Source organism: Bacillota bacterium (assembly GCA_012837285.1).
Taxonomy (GTDB): Bacteria; Bacillota; DTU030; order DUMP01; family DUMP01; genus DUNI01.
Genome location: DURJ01000099.1, coordinates 1 through 3642, shown reverse-complemented (window position 1 = coordinate 3642; position 3642 = coordinate 1). Strand labels below are relative to the sequence as shown.

The window sequence follows — 3642 nt, the reverse complement described above, 5'->3', positions numbered from 1 at the left end:
ATTACCACTTGACATCACACCGCTGCTCTCCTTGCACAACATAGAGTGAAGCCCCGCCCGTACGAGAGGTCTCGAATGAGCACGTTGAGGATGTTGCTACCTGATTATGCACAAGGTTGAAGAGGCTCGTACGGGTTGCCTGGCGTGGCAGTGCTGGCGGCAGCCATTATTCAGTGTTTTATAACATAAATTCATCTACCTTATATCTATCTATCATTTCCTCATCAATAAGGATTCCTAAACCCGGTTGATCAGTTATCGTAGCTACACCGTGGTTAACTAATTTATGGTAATCAGTGACATCCACTTTTAGACGTAGCGGAGAAGCATAGCAATTGCCAATATGGCATAGATTTTTAGATACCGCGCCCAAGTGTTGACTTGCAGCTTGCGTTATGCCCATTTCAATCATGGAATTCATTAGACAAGGAATCCCAAACGCTTCGGCTACATTCATTATCTTACGAGTCTTGTAGATTCCCCCATGTTTAACCACCTTTATACTGAATATGTCTGCTGCTTGGTGACGAATCAGCATAATCGCATCATGAATTGACTGCACACCCTCATCAGCTGAGATTGGAATAGGGCTACGACTTCTTACATAAGCCATTCCATCTATATCCCATGCTGGCACCGGTTGCTCCATAAACTCTATATTATACGGCTCTATTGATTTGGCAAATTTGATAGCTGTGGCCGGGTCCCATCCTTGGTTAGCATCAACTACCAAAGGAAAGTCTTCATCAACTGCTTTCCGAATAGCTGATACCCGTTCCACGTCTTGTTCTACGCTTAATCCACCAACTTTTATCATAATGGTTCCATAACCTTCATTTTTCATATTTAAAGCATCTTCAGCATTTTTATTGGGCTCGTCCCCTCCTAAGCCAACCATTATCTTTGTTTCGTCTCGCAGTTTGCCACCCAATAGTGAATGGATAGGCGTGTTATGAACCTTGCCCAGAATATCATAGCAGGCCATGTCAAACGCTGCTTTAGAAAGCAGGTTATCACAAAGAATATCGTCCAACTTTTCTACCACTAGCCCTATGTTCAGAGGATTCGTGCCAAGCAGTTTTGGCCCCAATATTTCTCTAATCACGCACTTAATCGTCTCCGGCGTTTCGTGGGTAAAGCCAACTAGCGGGTCAGCCTCTCCAAAACCTACAATTCCTACATCTGTCATAACCTTGACAACGATTGGCTCTGTGTAATACAAGGTTCCAATTGCTTTGGATAGATGGTACTTGTTTTTAAGAGGAACCTTAAGATGATAAGCCTTAATACTAGTTATTTTCATTTTAATCTCCTATTTCAATACTATGTTCTAAGCTCCTTATACCCTCTTTTTCCCGCAACCATACATCGCAATAATTAAGTATTTTTCAAGGTGGCTCCCTCACCTCGGCCCTAGGCACACCCCATCATCTCTCACGGGGTCATAGCCCACACATTCCTTCGTACAGCCTTATGGGGAGCAGGCAGGATATACCCGTATTTGTACACAGGGTCACTGCTGATGGAGAAATTACGGCTTTCCCAATCCAAAAGTTGTTAACGGGTTTCTTTTTAGGCCGGTGCCAATTGCCAATTCTGCATCTGGCAGGTACCTAGTATTTTCGTGGGATCATAATAGCGTTTCTCCCGACTCAGAGTAAAAACAAACCGTAATATCATTAATACAATGGCTATCAAGGCTTGTTTGTTCTCTATCAGATTTGGTGGTGGCTACAGCAAATAGTATACTAGTAGCAGACTTTACCCCCTTTAGCAACAGTCCGACCGCTAATAATAACTGTATTCACTTGGCCAAGACTATTGGCATCAACTAGTATAATGTCTGCAACCTTCCCAGGAGCTAAAACTCCACGATCAGCAGCCAACCCGGGGAACAACCGCGCAACATTCGACGTAGCCATGGCTACTGCCTGGGGCAGCGAACAAACCCCGTCTGTTACTAAGTAATCTAAACAAACGACGATGGGATCGTATTTGCCGCCGCCGTAATCGGTGGAAATCGTGTCCACTAAACCGGCTCTAACAAGGCCATACAAGGTATCAGTCGAAGTGGCCATCTGCCGAGCACCAAAAGTGTCTAGTGTGGAAACGTCGATGATCACGTCACGTTCTTTTAGCCACTGGCAAGCTTCGATCGCCTCATCGGTGTCAAAACTGTGATGGTTGGAATGGCCGGCAACTAAAAGTTTACCCAGATAAGCTAATTTCTTCGTTACTTCTTTAGTAGGGGCAGCATGGTGAATACTGACAATGGTATCCAAGCGGGCAGCATATTCCCCTGCTTCAATGAGGCCAGCAATTGCATCCTCAAATGGAGGTAGAACAGTATATTCAACCACTTTCTTCAAACCTGCTGCTGTAATCTTATCAGTCAATCCAAATTCATCCATAAGGACAGTCAGTTTGGTTTCATCATACACGGGTGGGTCGATGTATTTGCCAAGCACTGCCGACTTAAGGGCTCGGGCCTGAGGTGTAGTGATTTCCACCCCCGTAACCTGCTTAACCGCTCGGGGAATATACATATACTCTTGTACGCCGCCACCGAGTGTAGCTCCAGCACCGACTTCAGCAATAGCCACCGCACCTCGGCGGAGCATTTCTTCCACTGAGGGTTTTTCGTTCTCAGGTTTCATGCCCTTGCCGTCGCCCATGTAAGCTGCTTTAATATTTCGTGGTGTATGGATTGTACCAGTCTTTATGTTTATGGGATGGCGGTCATTTGTGCTTTCAACTTCTTCCATCGTAGCGAAGCCATCCACGTTCAACAAAGTTGTTGTCCCTTCTAATAGATGTCGATCTAGGTTGCTGAATATGGTCTCCGTGGGTAGTGACGGGGCAGCACTGGCAAAGATAGGTGCCCCATCAATAACACAATGGACGTGGTTGTTAATGATCCCCGGCATGACTACTTTACCGGCAGCATCTATAGATTTCACGTCTGCCGGAAGCTCCAGATTCTTGTCTGTTACTTCAATTATCCGTTCTTCGTCTATTACAATAGTGCCGTTTTCTATAACTGTGTTTCCGTCGCCAGTTACAATCGTGCCGCCTCTTATGGCCCATTTCATTCTTCATGCCTCCTTGTATACTATGAGCAGTGGCCGATTTAGACGAGAATTACCAATTCGGCTGGTGCTCATTTTGATCTTTGGAAACCTAATACGGGAACTTCACATGACAGGGTAAGTGGGTATATAAGCAACGCGAAGTATTTCAAGCAGGCGCGGGGTCTGCGAGGAATCCTGCCCATGGGGTTACCCTAATTCCACGCCCATGCCATACCCATCTCCCAGCAGGTTTCACCGATTTTCAAAAAAGGGTTTGCAGTCCTGGGATGTCTTTGGGAAAATAAAGCCATAGGTGTCTACCAAGGGAATGTTCCAATGCCTCCCGTTGCCCCGCTTCCGCGGGTGTCTTCCAAGAGTAGAGTGTTCCCCTGGCCCCATGTAATAGACCTACACGCTGACTGTTTCCCGGTTACCCCTCCCTCTTGCCAGCAGAGGGAGGCCAGTGCATCGAGGGGCACCGGTGTATTCCAATAGCTCGCAAGGTTGTCGTTCATGGGTTTCCCAGGGACATCCCAGGACTGTAGGCATCTTATCCTGTTGCAAAGGAGGT

2 protein-coding genes are annotated in these 3642 nt (G+C 46.3%); both read right to left on the bottom strand.

The annotated features are described in order from the left end of the window. Window positions 1-178: 178 nt before the first annotated feature. Window positions 179-1303 carry a hypothetical protein gene (locus tag GX016_05745; GenBank protein ID HHT71062.1) on the bottom strand — a complete coding sequence of 375 codons (1125 nt, stop codon included), beginning with the start codon at window positions 1301-1303 and terminating at the stop codon, window positions 179-181. Between the two features lie 445 nt (window positions 1304-1748). Further along, entirely contained in the window at window positions 1749-3092 is a 1344-nt protein-coding gene (locus GX016_05740) for an amidohydrolase family protein (protein ID HHT71061.1), read from the bottom strand. Between the last annotated feature and the right edge of the window lie 550 nt (window positions 3093-3642).